The 25,389-nt window shown below is 44.3% G+C and carries 19 protein-coding genes; 6 read left to right on the forward strand and 13 right to left on the reverse strand.

What is annotated here, in order from left to right:
- Positions 1–213 precede the first annotated feature (213 nt).
- Positions 214–711, forward strand: coding sequence for a ribosomal protein S18-alanine N-acetyltransferase (rimI, locus tag JFC08_RS07985; protein WP_198330336.1), 498 nt, complete (start codon positions 214–216; stop codon positions 709–711).
- A gap of 63 nt (positions 712–774) precedes the next feature.
- Here the strand turns inward: rimI and JFC08_RS07990 are convergent, their stop codons facing one another.
- From JFC08_RS07990 to trxB, 3 genes are all read right to left on the reverse strand, one after another.
- Complete coding sequence (locus JFC08_RS07990; RefSeq protein ID WP_045447676.1) at positions 775–1,209, reverse strand: MerR family transcriptional regulator; 435 nt, start codon at positions 1,207–1,209, stop codon at positions 775–777.
- Between the two features lie 96 nt (positions 1,210–1,305).
- Positions 1,306–2,115: a leucyl/phenylalanyl-tRNA--protein transferase gene (gene aat, locus JFC08_RS07995; protein WP_198330337.1), complete on the reverse strand. Its 810-nt coding sequence runs from the start codon at positions 2,113–2,115 to the stop codon at positions 1,306–1,308.
- Positions 2,116–3,138 (reverse strand): thioredoxin-disulfide reductase, encoded by a 1,023-nt coding sequence (gene trxB, locus JFC08_RS08000; RefSeq protein WP_045456114.1) that lies wholly within the window; start codon positions 3,136–3,138, stop codon positions 2,116–2,118.
- A 589-nt stretch (positions 3,139–3,727) separates the two neighbouring features.
- On the opposite strand from trxB, the gene JFC08_RS08005 reads away from it, so the two are divergent.
- Positions 3,728–7,099, forward strand: coding sequence for a DNA translocase FtsK (locus JFC08_RS08005; RefSeq protein WP_198330338.1), 3,372 nt, complete (start codon positions 3,728–3,730; stop codon positions 7,097–7,099).
- A 215-nt stretch (positions 7,100–7,314) separates the two neighbouring features.
- On the forward strand, positions 7,315–8,808 hold the full coding sequence (locus tag JFC08_RS08010; RefSeq protein ID WP_198330339.1) for an amidase: 1,494 nt from the start codon (positions 7,315–7,317) through the stop codon (positions 8,806–8,808).
- A gap of 137 nt (positions 8,809–8,945) precedes the next feature.
- On the opposite strand, the gene JFC08_RS08015 is transcribed toward JFC08_RS08010, so the two are convergent.
- The 8 genes from JFC08_RS08015 to dapC form a co-directional block, all read right to left on the reverse strand.
- Positions 8,946–9,761 (reverse strand): DODA-type extradiol aromatic ring-opening family dioxygenase, encoded by an 816-nt coding sequence (locus JFC08_RS08015; protein WP_244656514.1) that lies wholly within the window; start codon positions 9,759–9,761, stop codon positions 8,946–8,948.
- Between the two features lie 206 nt (positions 9,762–9,967).
- Positions 9,968–10,456, reverse strand: coding sequence for a 23S rRNA (pseudouridine(1915)-N(3))-methyltransferase RlmH (rlmH, locus tag JFC08_RS08020; protein WP_198330341.1), 489 nt, complete (start codon positions 10,454–10,456; stop codon positions 9,968–9,970).
- Between the two features lie 129 nt (positions 10,457–10,585).
- A complete protein-coding gene (locus tag JFC08_RS08025) occupies positions 10,586–11,134 on the reverse strand; it encodes a DUF421 domain-containing protein (RefSeq protein ID WP_198330342.1) in 549 nt (182 codons plus the stop codon).
- Between the two features lie 147 nt (positions 11,135–11,281).
- Complete coding sequence (locus JFC08_RS08030; protein WP_198330343.1) at positions 11,282–11,797, reverse strand: ABZJ_00895 family protein; 516 nt, start codon at positions 11,795–11,797, stop codon at positions 11,282–11,284.
- A 43-nt stretch (positions 11,798–11,840) separates the two neighbouring features.
- Complete coding sequence (dacB, locus tag JFC08_RS08035) at positions 11,841–13,850, reverse strand: D-alanyl-D-alanine carboxypeptidase/D-alanyl-D-alanine endopeptidase (protein WP_227697702.1); 2,010 nt, start codon at positions 13,848–13,850, stop codon at positions 11,841–11,843.
- 119 nt (positions 13,851–13,969) lie between these two features.
- Positions 13,970–14,575, reverse strand: coding sequence for a 3'-5' exonuclease (locus JFC08_RS08040; RefSeq protein ID WP_198330344.1), 606 nt, complete (start codon positions 14,573–14,575; stop codon positions 13,970–13,972).
- 34 nt (positions 14,576–14,609) lie between these two features.
- Positions 14,610–16,550 (reverse strand): DUF294 nucleotidyltransferase-like domain-containing protein, encoded by a 1,941-nt coding sequence (locus tag JFC08_RS08045; protein WP_198330345.1) that lies wholly within the window; start codon positions 16,548–16,550, stop codon positions 14,610–14,612.
- Positions 16,551–16,707: 157 nt separating this feature from the next.
- On the reverse strand, positions 16,708–17,964 hold the full coding sequence (gene dapC / locus JFC08_RS08050; RefSeq protein ID WP_198330346.1) for a succinyldiaminopimelate transaminase: 1,257 nt from the start codon (positions 17,962–17,964) through the stop codon (positions 16,708–16,710).
- A gap of 257 nt (positions 17,965–18,221) precedes the next feature.
- Here dapC and JFC08_RS08055 point away from each other — a divergent pair, with 257 nt between their 5' ends.
- A complete protein-coding gene (locus JFC08_RS08055; protein ID WP_198330347.1) occupies positions 18,222–18,893 on the forward strand; it encodes a hypothetical protein in 672 nt (223 codons plus the stop codon).
- A 108-nt stretch (positions 18,894–19,001) separates the two neighbouring features.
- Here the strand turns inward: JFC08_RS08055 and glnD are convergent, their stop codons facing one another.
- Positions 19,002–21,764 carry a [protein-PII] uridylyltransferase gene (gene glnD / locus JFC08_RS08060; RefSeq protein ID WP_198330348.1) on the reverse strand — a complete coding sequence of 921 codons (2,763 nt, stop codon included), beginning with the start codon at positions 21,762–21,764 and terminating at the stop codon, positions 19,002–19,004.
- A gap of 215 nt (positions 21,765–21,979) precedes the next feature.
- Positions 21,980–22,771: a type I methionyl aminopeptidase gene (gene map / locus JFC08_RS08065; protein WP_372815769.1), complete on the reverse strand. Its 792-nt coding sequence runs from the start codon at positions 22,769–22,771 to the stop codon at positions 21,980–21,982.
- Positions 22,772–23,069: 298 nt separating this feature from the next.
- Between map and JFC08_RS08070 the strand changes: the two genes are divergently transcribed.
- Together JFC08_RS08070 and JFC08_RS08075 are read left to right on the forward strand one after the other, a co-directional pair.
- A complete protein-coding gene (locus tag JFC08_RS08070) occupies positions 23,070–24,146 on the forward strand; it encodes an esterase/lipase family protein (RefSeq protein WP_198330349.1) in 1,077 nt (358 codons plus the stop codon).
- A gap of 74 nt (positions 24,147–24,220) precedes the next feature.
- Positions 24,221–25,333 (forward strand): lipase secretion chaperone, encoded by a 1,113-nt coding sequence (locus tag JFC08_RS08075; protein WP_198330350.1) that lies wholly within the window; start codon positions 24,221–24,223, stop codon positions 25,331–25,333.
- The last annotated feature ends 56 nt before the right edge of the window (positions 25,334–25,389 follow it).

Raw genomic sequence — 25,389 nt, forward strand, 5'->3', positions numbered from 1 at the left:
AGGCGCTGGTGTTGTTGCTAACGTACTAAACTAATCTATCCGTCTCAGTAATGAGCTTGTAAGTTAGTCATAAAAAGCCATCCTTGTTTAAGGGTGGCTTTTTTTTAGCTATAAAAAGGTAATGGTATAATCAATATTATAATGATAAATATTTGAAATACAGTAAGTACTATGGTATTTGGGTTTGTATAAATAATAATAAGAGGATACATAATGTTGATGATAAAGGTTTTATCAACCCATAGTGCAGATTTTGAGCAAGTGCTGCAAGCAGTAGCGGATATTGAAGCCATCGTTCAACCGCAAGATGCTTGGGGCTATCAGACATTGGTGGAATCACTCAAACAAGATAGCATGCATCTGCTGATCGTTTATGAGCAAAAAGACAATATTATTATTAATACTACTGTGACAGGCTATTGTTTATATCAAGTGATTTTTGAACAAGCGGAGATTTTACGTATTGGCACTCATCCTGATTATCAACGCCAAGGTATTGCCTCACAAATTTTTGCCAGATTGAATACAGAATTGAGAACGCATCAGGTGGAGAGCCTTTTATTAGAGGTGCGCGCAGATAATACGCCTGCGATAGCCTTATATGAGCAGCAAGAATTTGCTCTAATTCATAAGCGTAAAGGGTATTACCAAACTCCTCATCAACCAGCTATGGATGCACTGATTATGCAGCGTCTTTACGTCCGAGAATAATGAATGGTATCGAATGGAACCAAATAAACCCACAAAATAGTAGATGGGTCGGCATTTTTATCATTATTGAGTGGGTATTTTCTTTTTGCAGATTTCAATATTGAGTTTATAGTCATTATCTACTTTCATACGCTCAAGAACATCGATACGTTCGCTTAATAGCTCTACCATGAGGCTGATATTGGCTTGCTGTTTCTGTATTTGCGCCAATTTTTGCTGAGTAAGCATCAGTTGTAAATCAACATCCAATTGACCGTCGTAATAATCATTCAAGCTGTCTCTGATTTCAGTGAGTGTAAAGCCAATCGCTTGCGCACTTTTGATTAGCTCAATACGTTCGATACATTCTGGATGAAACTCGGTATATAAACGCGAGCCTGCCTGACGCTTACGAGATTTTAGCAAGCCCAGTTGGTCATAATGACGCACGGTGTCTTTGGTTGTTTGAGCTTTTGTTGCCAGTGTTCCAATCAGTAAGAACGATGTGTCGGGTGCCATGATAACCTCGTCGGTAGGTAGCAGTTGATAAGGTACGAGTTAATAAAGTAGCGATTAACAAACAGACATAAGCCATCAATCACTTCGTCATCGTATTTATTTTAAGATAAGCTGCCAAGGTTCTATGGTATCAAGTAACGATACGGCGAGTGGTTTATGAGAGTTATTTTGCCATTTGACAATATTATTAGCCGTTAAGAGATCCAATTGAGTGAGAAATTCAGCACGCGGTAGCGTGGTTGCACCCAAGCTCATCAAATGCTCATTTGGTAGCTGACAGTCGACCAGCGCCACATGGCTTTGTTCACATAAGCGCATTAAACCCCAAAATGCGAACTTTGAGGCGTTAGAGGCGATATGAAACATCGATTCGCCAAAGTAAATGCTACCTATTTTTAGACCATAAAGCCCGCCAATGAGTTGCCCTTTATCATTCCAAACTTCAATGCTATGTGCAAATCCTTGTGCATGCAGTTCGGTATAAGCCTCAATCATTTCATCATGAATCCAAGTATGTTCGCCCTCGGGCTGTTCATTATTGAGGCGATCACTGCGCGGTAAACTACAGGCATGAATAACGTCATCAAAAGCTTGATTCAAGGTTAATTGCCAACGCTCGCGGATGGCTTGCTTACGCAGCGACTTGCTTGGCTTATAATTGGTTGGCACCATCACACAGCGCGGTTCAGGGCACCACCATGCAATTGGTTCATCTTCATTAAACCAAGGAAACAGACCCTGCGCGTAAGCAGAAATCAATGTTTCGGCTGCCAAATCTCCTCCGACAGCGACGATACCAATGCCGTCAGGATCAACCATCAAAGGGTCAGGAAAGTCATAACGCCCAAGACTTTTTAAGGTCTCAGGCGTGATGCGCTCATTGTTATATTGAGAGAAATTACCCATTTAGGCTTCTTTATCAGCAGTCAATGTTGACGCATAAGTATGGTCAGCGGCTGTAGCTTCGCCAATCGCATCCAAGTATTTTTCAGCATCTAGCGCGGCCATACAGCCCGTACCAGCAGAAGTGATTGCTTGACGATAGACATGATCTGCGACATCACCTGCGGCAAATACACCTTCGATGCTGGTTTGTGTGGCATTGCCGTCTAAGCCGCTTTTGACAATAAGATAGCCGTCTTTCATATCCAGCTGACCTTTAAATAAGTCTGTATTCGGCTTATGACCAATCGCGACAAACATGCCGAACACGTCTAATTGTTTAGTGCTGCCATCAATCATAGATTCGATGATTACGCCATTGACGCCCATGTCATCGCCGACGACTTCTTTGACTTTATGATTCCACTCGATTTTAATATTACCGTTTTTGACCTTTTCAAACAGTTTATCTTGGAGGATTTTTTCGGAGCGTAAGCTATCACGGCGATGCACCAAGGTCACTTCAGCGGCAATGTTAGATAAATATAGGGCTTCTTCAACAGCAGTATTACCACCACCGATGACAGCAACTTTTTGATCTTTATAAAAGAAACCATCACAAGTTGCACACGCTGATACGCCAAGACCGCGGAATTTGGTTTCTGACTCCAACCCCAAATACTGTGCTGATGCGCCAGTCGAGATAATAAGCGCATCACAAGTGTAGCTACCGTTATTACCCGTCAGCTCAAAAGGGCGCACGTTTAAATTGACTTCATTGATATGGTCATAAACCAGTTCAGTACCAAAGCGCTCGGCATGGGCTTTCATGCGATCCATCAATGCAGGACCTGTTAAGTCATGCGCATCGCCCGGCCAGTTATCGACTTCAGTGGTGGTAGTTAGCTGTCCACCTACTTCCATGCCCGTGACCATGACAGGTTTCAGGTTGGCACGTGCTGCATACACAGCCGCTGCATAACCAGCAGGGCCTGAGCCTAGGATAATGAGTTTTTCGTGACGTGGAGCGGTATTGTCAGTTGCCATAAGTTGTTCCTTGCTAAATATAAATGTTAAAAATACGAGTGAGCAATATAATAAAAAACAGTCTTCAAAATTGATGCTAATGGGATTTTCTAATCGCTGCGTGATAATAACATAAGGGCATTGGACGAAAAGTACAAGTTTGCTAAAACAAACACAGGTATGATTACAATCAAAGTATATTTTTCTTGAAATATTATGGTTAGAAACCGCTGGTATTTTATAGGGCTTACCTAATATGACTGTCCTTGTTCTGTTCGTTATATTTTGCAAGTGACATAGGTTTTTGCTTAAACCGTATGATTTTTATCTAAACCGTATACAGACTGATTTTATTGCACGCTTTCTTTGTAAGACGGTCGCCACTATCCCTATGTATTTGTTATTATAAGAAGTTATGCCAAGTGTGCTAAAGGCAAAAAGAAGGCTGTTGTATATCGCTTTTATAATAGACAATGTTCTCTGTACACTTCGCTAAGTGCGTTTGTATCAGCACTTTATATCCAACCCTTTATCAGCGCTTTATGTCAGCATGATTAGGCTTAGTCATGCATTGGCAACCATTTAGTATTAATAACAAGGCAGATCTTACGTGATATCAGCACCGCTTATTGAGTATTTAAAAAAGGGAATATTTACCCTCCTTGGGTTAATACTGGCCGTTTATCTATTTGTCATTTTGATGACATATACCAGTAACGATCCTAGTTGGTCGCATATCAGTAGCGATATGACCACGATTAATAATGTAGGCGGCGAATCGGGTGCTTGGTTATCTGACTTGCTTTATAGCTTCTTTGGTTTTGGTGCATGGTGGCTGCTGGCGTTTGTGGTTTATGAGTCTATCCTTATTTGGTGGGACAACAAGCCAACGTTTTGGCTGATGCGAGTGGTTGCTTATGTATTTTTATTATTAAGTGCCAGTGCTTTGTTTGCACAATTGGTGGCGTTAGTACAGCAATTGACCAATCCAGGAACGTTAGGACTGGAAAGCGTGGCTGGTGGCATTATTGGGTTTGAATTACAGGCGCGTTTGGCACAGCTTTTATCGCAGTGGGGGAGTGTGATTTTCTTGACGGCATTCGTCATTATTACCGCGACTTTTGCCTTTAATATTCATTGGCTAGCGATTTATGAGAAGGTTAAGGCGCTATCGTGGCTTGGCTCAGGGGTGAAGCGTCAGGGTAGAATGCATGATAGCGTGTCAACCACGCCAGAAAACATCAATGCCAAGCAAAATGATGAAAATATAGCCAACAGTAATGCGAAAAAAGACGCAGCCGATCACGAGCAGCTGCCACTTGAATTGCAAGTTGCTGGCAATGCTCAAGCCGTAGACAACAGCGGTCGGTTCAGCAATGTGTTGTCAGAGTTCTTGGCAACGTCAGGGTTGGCTGAGAGCGTTAAAGCTTCTGTAGTTGCCGCAACACAAGCGGCGATGCCTAATTCAGCTGCTAAATCTAGTCGTGAGAATAGTGAGCCTATTCCTGTCTCAGTAGAAACACCTCGCAGTACTGTTCAAAATCTAGCAAGTCATACGATTACATCGACGCCGTCAAGTCCTGCCATGACTGCTATCCGTAAAGTCGAGCCAAGCTTTGCTTGGAATGACGCCAATACTGTCGATGACTTGTTAGCCAGCGAGCAAATGGCTTATCACGCTAATAATATGAACATTTCTGATTCAGCCGCTACTACTTCTGTATCTGCTGATAGCAATACTGAATCGTTAGAGACAGCGGTGCTAGACTCTACAGCGACATCAGCCGCAGAGATGTCCGAAGCTCAATCAACAGAGAACTTGCCGTCAACAGCTCAGCCATCAATAAATGAGCTGGTATACGGTGAGACGGCTGACAAAACGGATAATGAGCTTGAATCGTTTGAGTTAGAGGATAAAGTGGAGGCCGTTGATATACTGGCCGATGCATGGTTGGCAGAGCATGCGGATGTCTTAACATCTACAGCTATGCAGTCTATAGAAACAGGGCAACCTTCAGAAACAGTACAAGCAGCCAATAGGACTGAGCTGCCCAGACAAGCAGCAGTCACCGCGCCTGCGACAGACTCATCTAATAGCGAAATGAATGACTTTACTGATAAATGGTTTGATGAAGAGCCTGAACTGTCAGAGGATTTCGAGACTTCTTCTATATCTAATGAAGCGAGTATCGCCAAAGCAGTAGACGTGGTTGAACCAGTTGCTGATATGACGCCGACCAATACGCCACCGTCTAATCCTAAACTGCCGCCTACGGTAGAAACCCGCGTCACAGCGTCAGCTATTGAACCAATAGTCGCGCCTAAACCAACGGTAAGTTTTGCGGTACCCGAGGGCGATAGTAGCAATCATATCACTGACATGATGCCAGAGGATGACAGCGCTGAGGATGTCAATGCACCCGTTATGCCAGATATTAGTGATGATGCCGCCTTCAGTCAAAAATCACGCTCGATGCAAACGGCTGCCTATCGCAGTAGCCTAACGCCTATTCCAGAGATTTCTATTTTGGATAAGCCAGACCCTGATCGTAAGCCCAGTTATACCGTCGCCGAGCTTGAGCAATTGTCAGAGCTATTAGAGATTAAATTACAAGAGTTTAATGTAAAGGCTAATGTGGTCAACGCCATTCCTGGTCCTGTTGTTACCCGCTTTGAAGTGGAGCTTGCTGCTGGCGTAAAAGCCAGTAAGGTTACCGGTATTTCACGTGATTTGGCGCGCTCGTTATCGATGGCGTCTTTACGTGTGGTTGAAGTCATTCCGGGTAAGCCATATATCGGTATCGAAGTACCCAATAAGCAGCGCGAAATGGTACGTTTGATTGAGCTATTGAATACCGAAAAATTCCAAGATCCTAAAGCCCAAATCAGCATGGCGATGGGTAAAGATATCGGTGGTAATGCCATCATTACTGACCTTGCCCGCGCGCCGCATATGTTGGTTGCTGGTACTACAGGGTCGGGTAAATCGGTATTGGTCAACTCAATGCTATTATCGATGCTACTCAAATATACACCAAATGAGCTGCGTCTCATTTTGATTGATCCAAAGCAGCTTGAGCTTGCTAACTATAATGATATTCCGCATCTATTAACACCAGTCGTTACCGATATGACCGAAGCGGCCAGTGCTTTGTCATGGTGCGTGGCAGAGATGGAGCGCCGTTATCAGCTGATGAGTTTGCTGAAAGTGCGTAAGCTTAATGAGTTTAATAAAAAGGTCATTGCTGCTGAAAAATCGGGCAATCCGATGCTTGATCCTTTGTGGCGACCTAATGACAGCGTGAGTATCAGCCAAGCACCGAAACTAAAAACTTTACCGATGATTGTCATTGTCGCGGATGAGTTTGCCGATATGATTATGCAGGTTGGTAAACAAGCCGAAGAGCTTATCACCCGTCTTGCACAAAAATCACGCGCAGCAGGTATTCATTTAATGCTTGCTACCCAGCGTCCATCGGTCGATGTAATTACTGGTTTGATTAAAGCCAATATTCCTGTACGTGCAGCGTTGAGAGTGAACTCAAAAGTAGATTCGCGGACGATTCTGGACAGTGGCGGTGCCGAAGACATGCTGGGTAATGGTGACATGCTATTTTTAGGACCTGGTCAAATTGAGCCAGACCGTGTGCATGGTGCGTATGTCAGCGATGAAGAGGTCAACCGTGTTTGTGATGCGTGGCGTGAACGCGGTGCGCCTGATTATATTGATAATATGGCAGGCAACTTTGAACTGTCTAGTCCTAGTGGCGGTGGTAGTACGGCGAATGCCTCTGGTGAGGACGATGACCTTTATAACGATGCTGTGGCCTTTATTATGGAGACGCGAAAAGTTTCTGCTTCTAGTATCCAGCGTAAATTTAGCATCGGCTATAACCGTGCCGCACGTATCGTAGATTCTATGGAGGACGCGGGATTGGTCAGCTCAATGGGCAAAAGCGGTAAGCGTGAGCTATTAATGTAGCGTTTAGATTATATTAGACAATAAAAAAGATGAGTCACGAAAGTGGTTCGTCTTTTTTATTGAAAAAATATGATAGCGCTCATGTCTGAGTGACCAATCAGTTTTTTTATCAATTATCAGCACTCGTTTTTTATACTAAACTGACCTTTGTTGATAGCATAAATATCACTCAATTTTCAGAAATTTTAGGTTCATTACTCAGCAAGGACGCTACTATGTTTAAAGAATATACCCAATATGATGCCATAGCATTGGCGGCACTGGTCAATTCAGGTGAAGTCAGCGCTAAAGAGGTGTTAGATGCTGCCGTCTATCAAGCCAATACACTCAATCCTAAATTAAACGCTATTATCCATCGTTTCGATGACCGTGCTTATCATGCTGCACAGGCGGGACTACCCTCAGGTATATTCAATGGTGTGCCTTATTTGCTCAAAGATTTGTCATTTAGCTTTGCCGATGAGCCAATCACGATGGGCAGTCGTAGTGTTAATATCATCTCTGAGAGCGACAGTGAAATCGTTAAGCGGATGAAAGCCACAGGTGTGAATACCTTTGGCAAGACCAATACGCCAGAATTTGGTTTAATCATTACCACTGAACCAAAAGCCCATGGTGCGACTCATAACCCTTTCAAAAAAGGTTACAGCTCTGGCGGTTCATCGGGCGGTAGTGCAGCATCAGTAGCGAGCGGTATCGTACCGATGGCGGGCGCGGGTGATGGTGGTGGCTCGATACGCTTCCCTGCTGCTTGGTGCGGCGCGTTTGGACTAAAACCCAGCCGTGGTCGTAACCCGATAGGCCCTAAATTTGGGGAAGGCTGGGAAGGTGCAGTCGCAGATCACGTGATTACCCGCAGCGTGCGTGACAGTGCCGCGATGCTCGACGCTACAAATGGCGCAGAGATTGGTGCGCCTTATGTCATCGCGCCACCTGATGGCACATTTTTGCAAGCTGCGATGCGCGCACCAAGGCAATTAACCATTGCCTTGCATCAACAGCCATTGATTGCCAATACTGTGGTGGATAAAGAAGTGTTAGCCGTATTAGAGCAAACGGCTAAGCAGCTAGAAGCCATGGGTCATCGCGTCATACCCGCTGAGCCGAATATCAATATCGAGCAGTTTTGGCATGACTTTATGGTGGTGGTCTGCACCCATACCGCTTTTACCATTGATAATATCGAGCGTGACTTTGGGGTAGAACATATCAAAAATCTAGAGCCGCAAACCTATAATATGGCATTGCTGGGTCGCTCATTATCAGCCGTTGATTTGGCGCATGCTAAGCATGGCTGGCATCACAGTCAGTATCAGACAGGCTTGCTACTTGAAACCTATGATATGATTTTATGTCCGACCGTGCCGACACCTGCAGTTAAGCATGGTGTACTGCCACCAAGTGTTATGGATGAAATGCTCATGCGTAGCGCAGGATTGCTCAATAAGGGCATCAATATGGGTAAGTATGCCTTTAGCTCAGGTATGATCGAAAAGCTTAGTCAGCCTGTGCTGGGCAAAATGGCCTTTACACTACTGGGTAATATCACAGGATTGCCAGCGATGTCATTACCGGTAGGAATGAGTAAAAAAGGTTTGCCAATTGGGATGCAGCTGATTGGGCGTATGAATGATGAAGCGACATTATTCAGTGTGGCAGGGGAGATGGAGCGAGCAGGGTTGTTTACCAAGGCAGCCTTTGAGAAGTAAGTTTGCATTCTATTGATTAAGTAATGATTACTTACGCCATTGCCAACATTTTGAATGGCAAAGAAAGCGCGTGCAAAGGTTACTTTAGTAGGACTCTCATATGTCAAGCTACTCAGATTTTTTGAAATCGATATTACTTAATCAAATCGATAAATATCCATGCCTAAGCTATGATGCGCCATACTTTGATGAACAACTGAGACACGCTGACCTGTACCTAGGGCAAAAAACAATGGCAACAGATGCTCGTCACTCGGATGAATATCTTTATAGTCAGGATATTGCTGCCAATCTAAAGCACTAGGAATGTCTGTTTTGAGCTGTTGTAGCAGCCATTGCTTAAATGCTTTAGCCGTTTGATCAACACTATCTGCTTGCCAGCGTAATGCTTGCAGATTATGGGTAATGTTACCTGAACCAATGATCAGTATTTGCTCTTCACGTAGGTGCGCTAGCTGCGCACCCAATTGATAACAGGCGATACTGTCATAATGCTGCGGTAGAGAAACCTGTACGATAGGTATCTCAGCCTCTGGATATAAGTGCCTGAGCGGCGCCCACACCCCATGATCGCAAGCCCGCACCGGATTAACACTACAAGTAATACCGCGTGCAGTGAGCTGCTGGGCAAGGGATTCAGCAAGTGCTGGCTGACCAGATGCAGGATATTGAAGCTCATATAGCTCAGGTGGAAAACCTGAAAAGTCGTGCCAAGTCTTGGGTTGCGGATTACTGCTCATTTCGAGTTTGGCGGATTGCCAATGCGCTGACATAATCAGGATGGCACGTGGCTTTGGTAAGTTTTGCCCGATACGACTCAGTGCACTGGTCGTGGCAGATTGTTCAATGGCAAGCGTGGGTGCGCCATGCGAGATAAACAATGCTGGTAGCTTAGCCACATTTGATTTTAAAATAGGCGCATCTGTCCAAACGCCAGTCGCCGTAATAGGCATTGGCGAATGAGAGTACGAGTCATCAGGCTGATGAATTGAATGAGGGGCGGTAGGTGTCGCATGTTTTGGATATTTCATGTAGCGTTTATTAGGGCGCGCCGCGATTTTTCAATCGCTTCTATCATTGATATTGTTGCCCATAAGCTATCAGCACAGAATATCGGCAAAAAATATTAGCACAGAGTATGGCAGTGTTTAACGACTGCTTAATTACCACGATGATAAGGATGATTGTTGTTGATACTCATCGCGCGATACAATTGTTCCATTAGTACAACACGTACCAACGGATGCGGTAATGTCAGCGCTGATAGTGACAATTTTACATCGGCTTTGGCTAATACTTCTGGCGATACGCCGTCTGCACCGCCGATCACCAGTGCAATATCATCGCCTTGCTGCATGCCATCAGCTAATTTATCAGCCAGTCCTTCTGTTGAAATCATTTTACCTTTGACATCCAATACCCATAGTTGCTCACGCCCTGAAGCATTATGAGCGGCTAATATTGCCTGTCCTTCTTGCTCACGGTATTGTGCCAAATTGGCATCAGAAGGGTTTTTTGCACGCTTTGCGGCAGCAATTTCCACGATTTCTGTACTGAGCATAGGCTGAATACGCTTAAAATACTCATCGAACCCCGCCTGTACCCATTTAGGCATTTTATTACCGACGGTTAAAATTCTTACTTTCATAGCCAGTACCACTTTAATTTTAGTCATTAGTCAAATGTAACAAAAAATTTTTACGCTTAAGTGAACGTAACAAACAAGATTTTACGAAGCTTTTTTTATGCTTTACTAATCTTCGATAAACAATAGGTCTTACATCAAAGGCTGTATGGTTTGTGAAACAGTATCTTCTGTATTTTGGTCATTATCGCTGGCATCAGTTGAGCTGGGTTTTGGAATAATAGTAAGCTTGGCATCAGACTCAAAAACGATGGCTTCAATATCATCGAAGCTATTCATGCCTTCAGAGCGCATCGCACATTCAATCTCTTGACGAGTCAGCCGCTCAGCGCGCATGGCATCTGGCAAAAACTGCCCTTGATAGAAAACAATACGCGGCTCTGACAAAATAAAACTGCTAAATTGCGGTGAGATAGAGGCGTATTTGGTGACTAAAAACTGCAATAAATAAAGTACTAAAATCGATGAAACCCCTTCGACAAAAGGAATGTCTTTGAGCAGAATAGTACTGGCACCAAGTGAACCGATCATCACGGTGACGATCCAATCAAAATTATTGAGCTGCGAGGTGGAGCGTTTACCTGAGATTTTGGTCACCAGTACGATCAACACATAAACCATGACAGTCGTCAAAACGATGCGTCCAAGCTTGTCTATATTGTCAAAAAAAACCATGTCCATGATAAATGCTCCTATTAAAATATAAAACCGTTAATCACCCAAAATCATCTAAAAGGTTACTCGTTAAAGTTAGCCTAACGGATTTTATGTATTAATAGGGAGAAAAATTTGTAGCACCTTGTAGAGATTTGGCTGAGGTTTCCTCGCTCACATAGTTTTGCGTTTAGGGTCAAGCAGGCGATTGATCGCCCAAAGACTGATGCGAGCACTGACCAGTGTCAGCACCAATATCATCACCAGCGATGAGACCAATGGCAATGGTTGCTGGACGGCCATCTCTAGTAGGACTTCGCGATTTACCGCATCAAACAACCAAAACCATATGGCTAAGAAGTAGATGACAGTCAGGAGCCAGACCACCGCGACGCCGCCAAACATTAAGCGATTGATTTCATCGCTATTCAATGCGCGCTGCTGATGTTTGACAAATTTATGAACCGCGATATAAGCGCCGATAATGATAGACAACACCGTTACCAGTTGCGAATTCACAGCAAGCTTGGTTTGAATCATCATAAATATTGCGCTGGCAAGCGTATAGCCAATCGCGAAATATCCTACATATTGTGCCAGTTTAGGCTGCGCTGACTCATGGTTTTTCGGCAGCGGCTCGCCACCTGAATGAGTCTTGGATTTATTGAGGTTGGTTGTCTTGCGTGACATAAGTGAACCTTTATAAAGGTGGAAAATAGGATGTGAAAAACACTTAATGCTGCGCCGTCCAATCAAGCATTGCATCTAGCACAGGTCTGGCTGTATAAGCGTTATGTGCTTGCTCACTATTGATGAGTCCAACCACGACATAATCCTGTCCCGACAATCCTTTGACATAGCCTGCCATCGAGGTGACGTTGTTTAAGGTACCTGTTTTTATCCACGCACGACCAATGGCTGCTGATTCTGGTAGGCGTTCACTATGAGCGGTAATGGTGCCACTGACGCCAGCGATACCTAACGAGTTGACGTAAGCGTTAAAACTTGGATGGCTATAAGCATAAGTTAATAGCTCGCTTAGGTTGGCAGCTGTGATGGTACAGTCGCGGCAGAGTCCTGAACCATTGGTCAAATGGGGCGGCGGTGTGCTTAGATTGGTCTGCCACCATTGATTAATAGTATGCAATGCGACAGGATAGCTCGTCGCAGTCGGCGTGCCAAATTGATACAAGCTATGTGAACCATTAATAGCTTTATCGAGTGTTTTATTATCAACTTTGTCATAAACACCAATCGATAACGCCACTTGCTCAGTCATCACATTGTTTGAAAAGTGATTGATATCGTAAATCTGCTGCGTCAAATTCAATGATGGGTAGCTGACAATAGGCAGCGGTGATATAGGAAGTGCTGCCAGACCATGCGTTGATTTGGTGTTTTTCATGGTAGTGTAAGGTGCTTCTTGAGTGATGACATTACCACTCAGCGTATTGCCTAGCTCTTGCCATTTTGCGGCAATAACGCGTGCTGCAAAATCTTTAGCGTCAGGATAAGCCACATAAAAAGCATGCTCTTGGCAGCTGTTTGGCAAATGAGTATTTAACACCAATTGTTTTGCTTGCCACTCGGGTGCGAGACTATAACGCGCTTGCCCACAGGCCGCCGAACGTGTATTTATGATGCTGGGCAAATCATAATTTGCTAATTTTGGTGTATAAGTCAGATTTGCTTGGTCATTGTTTAACGGATAGCTTTTGATACCGATGGTACTAAAATTTACCAAAAAACCATCGGGACTGGCGTTATAAGGACGCAGTGGCGAATTGTCAAAGGCGGCAGGGTCTTTACTGACATTTTTAAAGACGCCACTGTCAATGATAATATCACCGTCGATATGACGGATACCGGACGACTGTACTTTATAAAGGAGCTGTTTTAAACGCTCGTGAGTCATTTTTGGATCGCCGCTGCCTTGAATAATCAAATCGCCATGCAGACGGTCACCGATAACAAGACCTGTATGATAGACACGGGTATGCCAGACAAAATCAGCGCCTAGGGTGTCTAAAGCAATAAAGCTGGGAACGAGTTTCATGGTGCTGGCAGGCGTGCGAGCGATATCGGCTTGATGGTTCAGCAACGGCGAAAATGAAATTTTTATGGAGGCGTTATCAGTACTGATGTCATCAGTTTTATCATTATTAGCATTGTTGTTAATGACAGCTGTTTTTGCCTTGTCACCCAATATCGTGGGGATGCTTTCTAAGCTTTGATAAGTGTAAGGGTCATCGGTGTAAGCATGCAGTTTTTTCTCATGCTTTTCAATGGTACGCTGCTCAATAGTAATCAGCGTACTCTGTTGGCGCACATAGTTATTATTGTTTTTGTCATTATTATTTTGCGTGGTTTTTTGAGAGTTATTTTTTATATCAGTATTTATATTGGCAGTCGGTTTTGGCTGAAGAGCGGGGTTAGGTGAGCGGTGTGTGCTGCTGCTATCAATAACCTGAATGGGAGCGGGCAGGTGACTGGCATTTTTATCACCGACTGCTGTGACGATAATACTAATATCAGCTTCTGTTAAATCGGCTCGTGATAATGCTGCTTCGATGGCTTTTGGTAGTGCTGCTTGCGCATGGATGGGCAGTATTGTCGCCGTTGCTAATAACGCTATGATAGGTACGTATTTAGCAGGCGGCTTCGACGGTCGCAGATAACGATAAAGAGGGGATAATTTGGCAGTAAAAGCAGAGGAATGACAGAGTTTAGAGGTGGGTCGCATGAGCATCTTTCATCAGGTGGCAAAAACAGCCTATGGTAACATGAGTTGCCGTTTTCGCGTAGATGGCAGGCGTAGATGAAAACCTGTTTTTATCTGAATTTGCAGAATGCGAACGCACGCTAGCGCACATGTAAAAATGCCATGGCGGTCATGATGGCATCGTTATAAGCATCGTGAGCGCCTAGATCGGGTATATTATAGTGCGCTAAAATATTGGTCAGATGCTGCGCTTGGCTAGATAACCCTTGAGTTTGACCACTCATGCGCCGACTATATAAATGGCGTAAATCGATGACTTCGTTGGGCAGTGCTGTGCCCATATAGCGTTTGACCAGAGGGTTTAAAAACGCTGTGTCTAAACTCGTACAAAACCCCACAATTGGGCGATTACCTATAAACGGTAATAACAGCGCCAGCATCTCATCGTAGCTCATACCATGCTCAACGTCGGCAGTACGTAGACCGTGAATCACAATGGTGTCACGGTCTGGCATCACAGGTGGTCTGCATACGATATGCATACCATTGCCAGTGTCGATTGTATTGTCATTGATATGAATCGCGGCGACAGACAATAAATGGTGATTTTTTGGATTGAGTCCCGTCATTTCACAGTCAATCGCTACCCACTGCTTAGCCAAAGGCTTGGTAAACATCGATGCCAATTCTGGACGCTGTAGCTGCGTTTTTTGCCAAGCGCAGGATAACTGTGTTAGCCAACTCATAGTTGTCGCTCATCCATTTATGCGATTGTTGTACTTATGCGAGTTCTAATTGATAATGCTGACGTAGCTGGTTTTTAAAGCTTTTAACAACGGCCAAACACTCTTTTAATAAGTCGCGCTCAAGCGCGGTCAAGGTCATTGGGTTGACTTGCCGTGCATGTTTATCATCGGTTGATAGAGCGACTGATAGGCGCTGTGCCATAAAAAATTCCAAGGCTTCTAGTAAAGTATCTGCGCGCTCTTGGGTCAAGGCGCGCGTTTGTACCAAAGCTTTAAGACGATTTTTACTACTGGGCAGCTCTAAGATATCGTTTTCTAACGCCAAGGTACGAATGCCATGAACCAGTGGAAAGATACCGGCTTTCTTTAGATCAATGTCTTCTGACCCAGATTTACCACCGAGCAAAGGCACGAACTTTTGCCACCACTGATTGACATCACCGAACTGTAGCGCGGCGCGCGCGAACTGGCGTACAAACATAGGGTCTGACTGCCTGTGGGCAACCTTTAAATGTTGACGCACATGAGTCAATAATGACTCATCTCCGCAGACATATTCGCCATCGAGTATGGCGGACAAATAAATACCATGCATGGGATCCGTATTTCTAAACCATAAACCAATCTGGGCATTAAACTGTTTTAGCGGCTGTCGCCACATAGGGTTGGTCATCATGATATTACCATCGCACAGTGGATAACCGAGGTCTGCTAAATGCTGATTAAAAGTATCCGCAAATTGTGCCAGATCAGGGTGAGTATAGCCGTCACGTAAGATGAGCGCATTGTCTTGGTCAGTACGCATGATTTGCTCACCGCGCCCCTCGGAGCCCATCACGATCAGGCAGGTATTGTTCATGACCTCATCAGGCACGATAAGCTGCCAGAGCTTAGTAAATACCTGTGCATTCAAGGTCTGTACCATGCGGCTGATATTACCAATTTTGACACCGTTTTGATGTTGTGCGCGAATATAACGACCGATAAGCTCGACGGCAGTATCTAAGCTTGATAAGTCTTTTGCTTGCTCGATTTGGATACTAATGAGCTGTGAATGATGACCAATATGCGCAAGCATATCGCTTTGTCCCAATATACCGACGACATCCCCATTTTGATCCATCACTGGTAGCCGATGGATGCGATAGCGGGTCATGGTCAATAATGCATCGCCAATCTCATCACTGGCTTTGATGGTACGCAGGTTAAAATTAGCATAGCGCTGGCAGGGGGTAGTGGCTGGATCTTGCTGGTCACTTACGGCGCGGCAAATATCGGTATCGGTCAAAATGCCCAATAGATGACCAGTACCATATTGCATCTCTCCCTCGTTTTTTAGGTGGTCTAAGGGTTGCACCAGTACGTGTTTTAGCCCCGCTTTCGTCATGATAGACGCGGCTTCGTACAAGCTGTTACTGGCGTTGACGATATGGACTGGCAATAGATTGACATCAATGACGGGCTGCAACATGATTTGCTGCACTTCTTGTTGGTCATTGTAGCTAGCAGAGACTATGGATTTATTATTGCGGCGCTGCTGTAATGCCTTTAGCCGTTCGGGCAATTTGTCTGATAGCATTTGGCGTACTAGATGATTTTGGGCGCTGATTTTATCGACTGCGCTACCAGCGACTTGGAGCAGCAAGGTATCCTCAGCGGCTCGAAACTGATAGGTCTGCAGTGCTTCAGTATTAAGGCTATTTTCAGTCAATGATTCAGGCAGACGACGGCTGTCGAACCAGTCGTTATTATTGAGATGGTCGGAGTGATTACTACCCAAGTAAGAGGCAACAAACTCACCATCAAGCAATTGCTCAATCTGCCCTTTAATGACCACATACAGATATTGCAACTCTTCGGCAGTTAGATGCTCATTTTTGGCAAGGTAGCGGATTTGAGTGTTTTTTCTGATGCTTTGGCGTTCAGCCAGACTCAATACGTCAAAGGGCGGCTGGGTAAAATCAAGATGGGGCATGGCATCATCCTTGATGGCATATTGAGTAAAAGATAATTGATGATAAAATACACTTTACTATAGCATTATTAAAGCAAAAAACCTCTAATAACCACAGTAATATTGTGGCTATTAGAGGTTGCTGTTTTTTTGAAAATTTTACGTATAAAGCGACTGCTTATGCGCCTAGTAATTTCCGAATACGGTTTATTGCTTCGCGGCTCTCATCAACACTCGCAACAAGCGCAATGCGCACATAGCCTTGCCCAGGGTTTTTGCCATCAATATCACGTGACAGATAGCGCCCTGCTAGTGCGTGAATATTGGCCTGCTCATACAGTGCTTTGACAAACCGCTCATCATCCCCATTGAACGGCTCAGGGACCTTTATCCAAAAGTAAAATCCAGCCTCAGGCATTCGTAACTCTAGTAGTTCACCAAGCTCAGACATCCACAAGGCAAACTTTTCTTGATACAGAGCGCGATTGTGTGCCACATGCTTTTCATCTTGCCATGCAGCGATCGAGGCGAGCTGATGTGGTATCGGCATCGCACAGCCTTGATAAGTACGATATTGCAGGTAAGCTTGTAAAATATTGGCATCACCTGCCACAAACCCTGAGCGCAAACCAGGCAGATTTGAACGCTTAGATAAAGAGTGAAAGACAATACAGTTTTTGAAATCATGACGACCGAGGGCAGCGCAGGCTTGCAATAGTCCAATCGGCGCTGTATCAAAATACAGCTCGCTATAGCACTCGTCACTGGCAATAATAAAATCGTACTGATCTGACAGACGAATGAGATATTCCCAATCCTCCATCGTCATGACCGAGCCCGTCGGATTGTTCGGACTACAAACAAACAGCAACTGCGTGCGCGCCCAAACGTCTTTTGGTACGGCGCGATAGTTACCTTTAAAGTCATCGTCCAGTGTGCAAGGCACAAAATAAGGCTCGGCTTGCGCCAGTATCGCTGCACCCTCATATATTTGGTAAAAAGGGTTGGGCATGACTATTGTAGGAGCAGCCATAGGAGAAACGGCAGATAACTGGTCAGAGACAGACAGTGGACTACTCTCTGTATCGCTTACGTTATGATCCACGACTGCTTGTACCAGACTAAAAATAGCCTCGCGTGTGCCCATTACTGGCAATACTTGCGTATTGGCATCGACATGATTCAAAAAGAAGCGTTTTTCTAGCCAATGCGCGATGGTTTGGCGCAGCTCAAACATGCCATTAGTCGTTGGATAACGACTTATTTTGTCCAAATTTTCACGTAGTACGTCCAGCACGAACGCTGGTGGCTCATGTTTTGGTTCACCAATACCGAGCTTGATTTCACTGTAGTCATGGGCTGGCACACTGTTAGCAAGCAATGTTGCCATCTTTGCAAAAGGATAAGGATGCAGGTACGTTAAGTTGTGATTCATAAGTAGGGTAACTATAATAGACAATTAATAATAAAGTTATAAAGAAAAATTACATTTAAGCAGTGTAGCACTTCTCTTATTTTTTGTCTTTTACTTCTCATGCTCAAGCTGCTTAGCTATTTAACCATAAATTATAATAACTAATGAAGCCGTCACAGATTTAAAAATCCTAAAAAAAGCTTATCAATTGGTAACTTATAACAATACAAAAAACTGCTGTCAGCCCTAATGATAGATTATGGTGAGGATAATTTGATATGCCTAGTATCTCAAAAACTAATGATCTTAACGCGACAGACATTCAAGATGAAAATTTTGATGATGCGCAACAGCGAGCCAAATTCTACGAGCTATTAAAACAGCGGGAGCAAAGCTGGTGGCAAGCTCGCCAGCAATTAATTAGCCATAAAGAACGAAAAATGTTTTGGTACGGTGAAAACAGCTTGATGATGTGGTTACTGTGGCAACTGGTCAGTTATGTGATCGTTGCGATGGTGCTGATGTTGCTTAGCAATCAGCTCGGTATTTTACTGCCTTTATGGCAATATATTGCCTTATTTTTCTTACAGACAGTGATTTTTGTGGCCATGCTCGCGTCCAAAAGTCGAATGGCAGACAGCTTGCAACGTAAAATTGATAAAGATGAGTTGATGCGTGAAGAGGCACTGAATGAGATGATTATCTTAGCAGAGGACAGCCTTTATCCCGATGTGCACGCTAAATCGCCTATTTCTCTAAGACAAATCTATGAGTGTTTTGGCAGAGATTTTCATTTAGCAAGTTTACATTGTTTGCTACAAAAAGAGGTCAACGCTGGGCGTTTAATACTGACGCAAAAACAGATTGAAGCAGAGATTCTGCCACCAGATCTTGCGGATGATGAGCTCAATGAGCACGCTAGCGAAATGATATATAAAAGCACCTTATAAAAGGTGCTTTTGATATTAACGGGTTAAAAAATACAAAGCGTGCCATGAATGGGTGATACAGATACACGCCGAGTATTTATCTTAGACTTATCTTGTAAGCCCATTTGTTCAATCACATTTGCTGTAAGCAGCAGGCTGCTCTCTTTGCATACTGAGACTGGCCATCAAGGCGGATCGTAGTGCGTCAAGTCTAGCAGCAGATAGCGGTTCATCATTTTGATCGCTGATATAAAACATATCTTCTGCACGTTCGCCCAAAGTGGTGATACGCGCCGCATGCACCTCAATTTTCTCCTGCAAAAACACCTGTCCTACTCTTGCCAGTAGCCCCGGCTGATCAAGGGTTTCTAAGCTCATAATATGCTGATCAGAAGCCTCGTTAAACTCAAAATTAATCACCGTGGTTACTTCAAAATGTCTAAGCTGACGCGGTATGCGCTTATTGGTAAGTTTCAGTAATGTCGGGTCTTTAAAAGCATTGATTAAGCGCTGTTTGAGCTCTTGTTGACTGTCCTCATCGACCAATAGTGTGCCACTGGGATCGAGCAGTACATAGGAGTCCAAAGCAAAATCGCGGGTAGCAGTAATGATACGGGCGTCTAAAACATCCAAGTTCATTTGATCGAATACAGCCATGGTGACTGCAAACAGGTTCGTCTGATCTTGGGTATAAACAAAGACCTGTACCGCATCAAGGGCCAACTCACGATGCTCACGTAATACCACCAATGGCGGGCTATCTGCATTAGAAGCAAGACCAATCGGCGGATGGTTCAAAATGGCTTCGGTATGCCATAAGATGTCTTCAGGAATTTCTCTCAAGAAATATTCATCACCCAAATCATCCCATAGCCTCAAGACTTCATCGCGATTCATGTGTTGATTGTTGACACTATCGAGCATCACTAAGGCTTGGGTACGTGTGGCACGGATCATATCTTGGCGATTAGTAGGTGCATCGATATCAGCGCGCAAGATGCGCCGAGTTTGTGAGTATAACTGTTTCATTAATGTGGCACGCCAGCTGTTCCACAACTGTGGATTGGTCGCATTCATATCCGCAACAGTGAGCACATATAAATGATTGAGGTGGGTGACGTTACCGACTAAATTGGCAAAAATAGTGACCACTTCTGGATCTGAGATGTCTTTTTTCTGAGCAGTCATCGACATCAATAAGTGATAGCGAGTGAGCCAACCAACCAAGTTGGCATCTGCCAGACTCATACCATGCGCCAAACAAAATTCAGTCGACTCGGTTTGACCCAGCTCACTATGGTTGCCACCGCGACCTTTGGCAATATCATGAAACATGGCGGCCAGTACCAAGATTTCCTTGCGCTCGATACGTTGAAAGATAGAGCTAACCAGTGGAAAATCTTCATAAAATCGTGGGTCGGTGAATCGATGCAAAATCCGAATCAAAAATAAGGTATGCGCATCAACCGTATAACGGTGAAATAAATCATATTGCATCAGACCCGTCACTTGGGCGAACGCAGGAATGTAGCTGCCTAAGACGCCATAGCGATTCATGGCACGCAGGCGATGAAACAGATAATTCTGCTCTTTTAAATTGGCTAAAAAGAGCGCTTGGTGAGCGGGGTTATCACGGTAGACTTGATCGATGCCACGCGCGGCGATTTTTAGCGCACGCAACGTATGAGTGCGCACGTTTTTGATACCGTACTGACCCATCAGTAAAAACATCTCTAGGATAGAGTCAGGATGCTGAGCAAAAACCCGATGATGCGCCATGGCGATTTGGTCACCAACTTGGTTAAAGCGGGCATTGATTGGCTGTTTTTTTGGACGCTCATCATCAGGCAACTGCGGCTCTATAATCGTCTCGTAGTAGTGATTGGTCAGCATTTCAGACAGCGTCGATATCTGCATGGCACAGCGATAATAGTCGCGCATAAAACGCTCGACGGCGGCATTTGGCTGATCGTCTGGCTGCGTCTCATAACCCATCAATTGGGCAATTTCACGCTGATAATCAAACAGCAGCTTGTTTTCGTTGCGACCAGTCAATACATGCAGATAATGACGTATTTGCCATAAATAACCTTCTGCAAAGTTCAGCTCATCGAACTCTTTTTCAGTCAAAAAGTTTTGTTGTACTAAGTCATACAGCTTACCCACTCGAAAATAGCGTTTGGTCACCCAGCCGATGATATGAATGTCGCGTAGACCACCAGGGGCAGTTTTTATATTGGGTTCAAGGTTGTACTCAGTGGCATTGTGCTGTAAGTATCGCGCTTTAGCTTCTGCGATTTTTACTTCAAAAAACTCACGCGGCGACCACTGTTTATTGACAATTTGAACGGGCACATCCTGTAAAGCCTCATTACCAATTAATAGCCGAGCTTCTAGCTGGGCACTGGCAATGGTGTGATCGAGCGACGCCTCTAAAGCGTCATTAACACTACGTACCGAGAGAGCAGGCTCTAATCCTATATCCCACAATAGCGCCACCAACCGATCTATTTTCCCACTGGCATCAGCACCAATCTCATCAGGGGAGAGCAATAAAATGTCGATGTCTGAATAAAGCGACAGCTCGCCGCGACCATAACCGCCTGTGGCAAATAAAGCCAAATCTGTTTTATCCAGCTCAAACCAGTTAAACAAGGCAGTCAGCAATTCGTCGATCGCACCAGAGCGTGCCGCGACCAATTGACGAATATTGACACCGCGTTCAAGTGCACGGTTAATATCTTGATTAATTTGAGTCAACCAGTGAGGAATACCCAGTAGCGACTTTTCAGTGACAGGGGTGTCCGCTAGCAGTGATGCGTTTGTCGCTATATCCTTTGATAATAGAGGTAAAGGTGTCAGATCGATAGAAGCGACATCACAAGTAAACATGAGTGTTATCCCGTTAAGAGTTTTAAAATAAAACGTTTCAGCTGAAAAGCGTAGAATCACCAGTGTGCTGGTAGCTGACACAAGCCACAAATATAAGTTACCAATATAAGTTATTAAGTCATCAGAGTATAAAGATAAAAAGCGGGTGAGCACAATACTCAATACGACCTAATTATTGGCCAAAAAAAAGACCGCCTAGGCGATCTTTTTTGATATTACTGGGTCAAAAAACTCAAATCTTCTTCAGGGCGAGTGGTAAACACCTCACAGCCATTATCGGTCACGACCATCGTATGCTCCCACTGTGCTGACAGCTTACGGTCTTTAGTAATTGCCGTCCATTCATCAGGCAAAATCTTGGTTTGCCATGTACCTTGGTTAATCATCGGCTCGATGGTAAAGGTCATGCCTGTTTTTAGCTCAAAGCCTGTACCTTTTTTGCCATAATGCATGACTTGCGGCTCATGGTGAAACTCATTACTAATGCCGTGACCACAGAACTCGCGAACGATACTGAAACGTTCAGGCTCGACCACTGCTTGGATAGCAGCACCGACATCACCTAGACGCGCACCGTTTTTGACGACACTCATACCAGCATATAGGGCGTCTTGTGCCACTTTGCAGATACGTTGTGCCATGATAGAGCCGTTACCAACGATCCACATTTTTGAGGTATCGCCATAGTAGCCATCTTTTATCACGGTCACATCGATATTGATGATATCACCATCTTTGAGTAGCTTGTTTTCGGCTGGAATACCATGACAAACCACATGATTAATCGAGGTACAAATTGATTTTGGGAAGCCATTATAGTTAAGCGGTGCAGGAATAGCCTGTTGCACATTAACGATATAGTCATGGGCGATTTGGTTAAGTGCCTCGGTACTGATGCCAACTCGAACGTGCTCATCGAGCATGACAAGGACATCACTGGCAAGTTTACCGGCCACGCGCATTTTTTCTATGGCTTCTGGGGACTGGATAAGGGATTTTTTAGTCATCATTATATTACTTATAGTTATGGAATTAATGGCTTGAATTATAACATAAATGAAGACGCTACTGTTTTACGTTAAGTGATAGTGAACCTATCATTATTATTGATAATAATTGCTTTACAGCGAAGTAGGAGCAGTTGTGACCCTCTAGTCACGATAATATATTCATATTTTGACAATTTAGTTGAATGTTACAGAAGATATAAGTAATGTAATTTTGCATGCTAAAGGAATTAGCAGCAATCTTTGCCGATATTATGAGGTAAAGATAATCAAAATTAATGATAACAAGGACGTTATTATGACGCTAAAATCTTCTCTAGCTTCGGCTTTCACGCCCAGCGCATTTCTCCCCTCACTTGGTGCTATCGGTGCCGGTGTACTCTTAATGGCTCTACAAACCACCTCGGCTCAAGCTGCTGGTCAATACTATAATTGTGCCAATTCAACCGGATGCAAGCTGGTCAGCAACAAATACTGGACGTCAAATCATACTGATACAAAATACCCAATTGTTATGGCACATGGTCTTGGCGGCTTCACTAACTTATTTGGGATTATCGACTACTTCAATGGCATTCCTCAAGAGTTGATGAAAGGCGGCTCAGAGGTATATACCACCAAAACGTCAGCCGTCAATAACAGTGAGATTCGCGGAGAGCAGCTGCTGCAACAAGTCAAAACCATCACTGCCATTTCAGGTGAGCCTAAAGTCAATTTATTTGGACACAGTCAAGGCGGTATAGATATCCGCTATGTCGCTGGCGTCGCGCCAAAATATGTCGCATCAGTTACGGCAGTCTCAAGCCCAGAACAAGGGTCAAAAACGGCAGATTTTGTCAAAAATACCCTTGAGCCAAACAACACCACAGGTAATCCATCCAATGTCACAACACAGCTAGTCTCAGGCGTGTTCAATTTGATTGGTGGCTTTACAGACGTGGGTTCAGGTATCAGTTTTAAAGAGATACAAGAGCAAGATGGCTGGCAAGCGCTCGTGGCTCTATCAACGGATGGTGCTGCTAAGTTCAATGCCAAATTTCCTGCAGCAATGCCAAAAAATTATTGTGGTCAGCCGACCAGTACTGCCGTCAATGGCATTAAATACTATTCGTTCAGCGGGGTTGGGCAAATAACAAGCGCACTGGATCCTAGTGATTATTTATTGGCAGCAACGAGCGTGCCGTTTGCAGGCGAGTCTAATGATGGGTTGGTGTCTGCTTGCTCAAGTCGTCTTGGTTATGTGATTCGGGATAATTATAGAATGAACCATTTGGATTCAGCCGATCAAGTATTGGGTCTGACGGCATGGGGCGATTCTGAGCCAAAATCTATCTATCGTACTCAGGTCAATCGTCTTAAAAACGCTAACCTTTAATAATGTAAGCTTTTAAGAACATACGCTTTTAAAAACATAAGCCTTTAAGCTGACTTATAAAAGAACCCTCATTTATGTCGAATAATCGCCGCCCAGCCTATCTACCAATAGTTATAATCGCCGTGGTTAGCATAGCCATAACGGCGGCGGTGATTATGTGGTTCAAACCTGATAATACACGTATGGCTACAGCGCAACCAGTATCCAGTGCCCTCACTAATGAGGCTGATGCTACTCTATCAACTGCGCTGGATAATGGCCAAGTAGTGCAAACAACTGCCGCCCAAAACCAGTCTCTATTTGTCACTGGATTGGAGCATTTGCCGCGCTCATTACAAGGCACGCAAATTGACGGCGAAATCATCATTGACGAAAATAAGCAGTTGGTCGTCACTGAAGGTCTACGGCGTTTATTCGATTATTTTTTGTCGGCGCTGGGTGAAGAAGATGAAGCGGTTATTTATGCCCGTGTTGAAAGCTATATTCGTCACCACACGCCAGAGCCTGCCGCTAGTCAAACGGTCGCTATATTTGACCAATATATTACCTATCTTAAAGCCATTACTGAAATAGAACAACGTTACGGTAATCTGCAATTACAAGCGGCAAAAAGCGGTGAGCTGGATCTAAATGTCGTCGCTCAGCAAAAGCAAGATGTAGCCAAGTTGCGTCAGCAGTATTTTACTAAAGAAACCATTACCGCCTTCTTTGGTGCAGAAGAGGAGTATGATGATTATAGTATGGAGATGGTCAGAATTAACCAAAACCAGCAGCTAACGGATGTGGAAAAAGAGGCAACACGGCAGAACTATATAAGCCGTATGCCGGATAATGCGCTCAAAGCCGGTATCACCCAGCAAGCCAATCTGAACGAGCTGATGAATCGCACAAAACAGATGCAAGCAAAAGGGGCAACGGCTCAGGAATTGTATAACATGCGTCGTGATCTGGTAGGTGCTCCAGCCGCCGCACGCCTCGCGCGAGTTGATGCAGAAGATGCTAACTTTGCTCAACGTTTCGACCAATATCAAGCCCAAAAACAGCGCTTATTAAATCAAAGTGCAGATAAAACGCAAGCACAAACCCAAATCAATCAAATCGAACAGCAGCTATTTGGTGAGGCTGAGCGCAAACGTTTGGTAGGCTATGCTGCTTTGCAACAACAGAACAGCGCCAATCTAGAGTAATGCCTAGCATAAATGAGTAAAACGGTAATTTTAACGAGAAATTGTCGGTTTTTAGG

It is taken from the genome of Psychrobacter cibarius (genome assembly GCF_016107535.1).
In the GTDB taxonomy this organism is placed as follows: Bacteria; Pseudomonadota; Gammaproteobacteria; order Pseudomonadales; family Moraxellaceae; genus Psychrobacter; species Psychrobacter cibarius.

Excerpts from the sequence above, each read along its gene's own strand:
- rimI (WP_198330336.1), top strand. The coding sequence starts at position 214 with ATGTTGATGATAAAGGTTTTATCAACCCATAGTGCAGATTTTGAGCAA.
- JFC08_RS07990 (WP_045447676.1), bottom strand. The coding sequence starts at position 1,209 with ATGGCACCCGACACATCGTTCTTACTGATTGGAACACTGGCAACAAAA.
- aat (WP_198330337.1), bottom strand. The coding sequence starts at position 2,115 with ATGGGTAATTTCTCTCAATATAACAATGAGCGCATCACGCCTGAGACC.
- trxB (WP_045456114.1), bottom strand. The coding sequence starts at position 3,138 with ATGGCAACTGACAATACCGCTCCACGTCACGAAAAACTCATTATCCTA.
- JFC08_RS08010 (WP_198330339.1), top strand. The coding sequence starts at position 7,315 with ATGTTTAAAGAATATACCCAATATGATGCCATAGCATTGGCGGCACTG.
- JFC08_RS08015 (WP_244656514.1), bottom strand. The coding sequence starts at position 9,761 with ATGCCTATTACGGCGACTGGCGTTTGGACAGATGCGCCTATTTTAAAA.
- rlmH (WP_198330341.1), bottom strand. The coding sequence starts at position 10,456 with ATGAAAGTAAGAATTTTAACCGTCGGTAATAAAATGCCTAAATGGGTA.
- JFC08_RS08025 (WP_198330342.1), bottom strand. The coding sequence starts at position 11,134 with ATGGACATGGTTTTTTTTGACAATATAGACAAGCTTGGACGCATCGTT.
- JFC08_RS08030 (WP_198330343.1), bottom strand. The coding sequence starts at position 11,797 with ATGTCACGCAAGACAACCAACCTCAATAAATCCAAGACTCATTCAGGT.
- dacB (WP_227697702.1), bottom strand. The coding sequence starts at position 13,850 with ATGCGACCCACCTCTAAACTCTGTCATTCCTCTGCTTTTACTGCCAAA.
- JFC08_RS08040 (WP_198330344.1), bottom strand. The coding sequence starts at position 14,575 with ATGAGTTGGCTAACACAGTTATCCTGCGCTTGGCAAAAAACGCAGCTA.
- JFC08_RS08045 (WP_198330345.1), bottom strand. The coding sequence starts at position 16,550 with ATGCCCCATCTTGATTTTACCCAGCCGCCCTTTGACGTATTGAGTCTG.
- dapC (WP_198330346.1), bottom strand. The coding sequence starts at position 17,964 with ATGAATCACAACTTAACGTACCTGCATCCTTATCCTTTTGCAAAGATG.
- JFC08_RS08055 (WP_198330347.1), top strand. The coding sequence starts at position 18,222 with ATGCCTAGTATCTCAAAAACTAATGATCTTAACGCGACAGACATTCAA.
- glnD (WP_198330348.1), bottom strand. The coding sequence starts at position 21,764 with ATGTTTACTTGTGATGTCGCTTCTATCGATCTGACACCTTTACCTCTA.
- map (WP_372815769.1), bottom strand. The coding sequence starts at position 22,771 with ATGACTAAAAAATCCCTTATCCAGTCCCCAGAAGCCATAGAAAAAATG.
- JFC08_RS08070 (WP_198330349.1), top strand. The coding sequence starts at position 23,070 with ATGACGCTAAAATCTTCTCTAGCTTCGGCTTTCACGCCCAGCGCATTT.
- JFC08_RS08075 (WP_198330350.1), top strand. The coding sequence starts at position 24,221 with ATGTCGAATAATCGCCGCCCAGCCTATCTACCAATAGTTATAATCGCC.